This window comes from Streptomyces sp. GbtcB7, from assembly GCF_019091445.1.
GTDB lineage: Bacteria > Actinomycetota > Actinomycetes > Streptomycetales > Streptomycetaceae > Streptomyces > Streptomyces mirabilis.
This window is the reverse complement of the sequence record NZ_JAGXJM010000212.1, coordinates 1-319: the sequence shown is the minus strand read 5'-3', so window position 1 is coordinate 319 and position 319 is coordinate 1. Positions and strand designations below refer to the sequence as shown.

1 pseudogene is annotated in these 319 nt (G+C 65.5%); it reads right to left on the bottom strand.

The features are described 5' to 3' along the window. Positions 1–216 (bottom strand): annotated as a pseudogene (locus tag KVT44_RS55875) (ISAs1 family transposase); the annotation flags it as partial. Between the last annotated feature and the right edge of the window lie 103 nt (positions 217–319).

Genomic DNA, 319 nt, shown 5'->3' with positions numbered 1-319 from the left:
CGAGTCGTGGCCGGTGGGTGTCATCGCGCAGACCACCAGGGCCAGCAGCGAGGAGATCCGGTAACGCACCCCGCAAGCCCCTCGTGGGTCGGTGACCGACTCGAACTCCGCGATCAGGCCGCGGACTTGCTCCTTGGCGGCACCCTCGCCGAGGGCTTGAAGGCAGGGCGCATGAGACACGGGGACAGCGACAGGGGATGATGGAGGAACGAACATGGCACCCTCGTGGATCTTGCAGCGTAGAGAACTCCATAATCCACAGGTGCCGTGTTCACCCGTTTCCGGGGCCCGTTGCCGCGATCAACCACTCCAAGCCGGG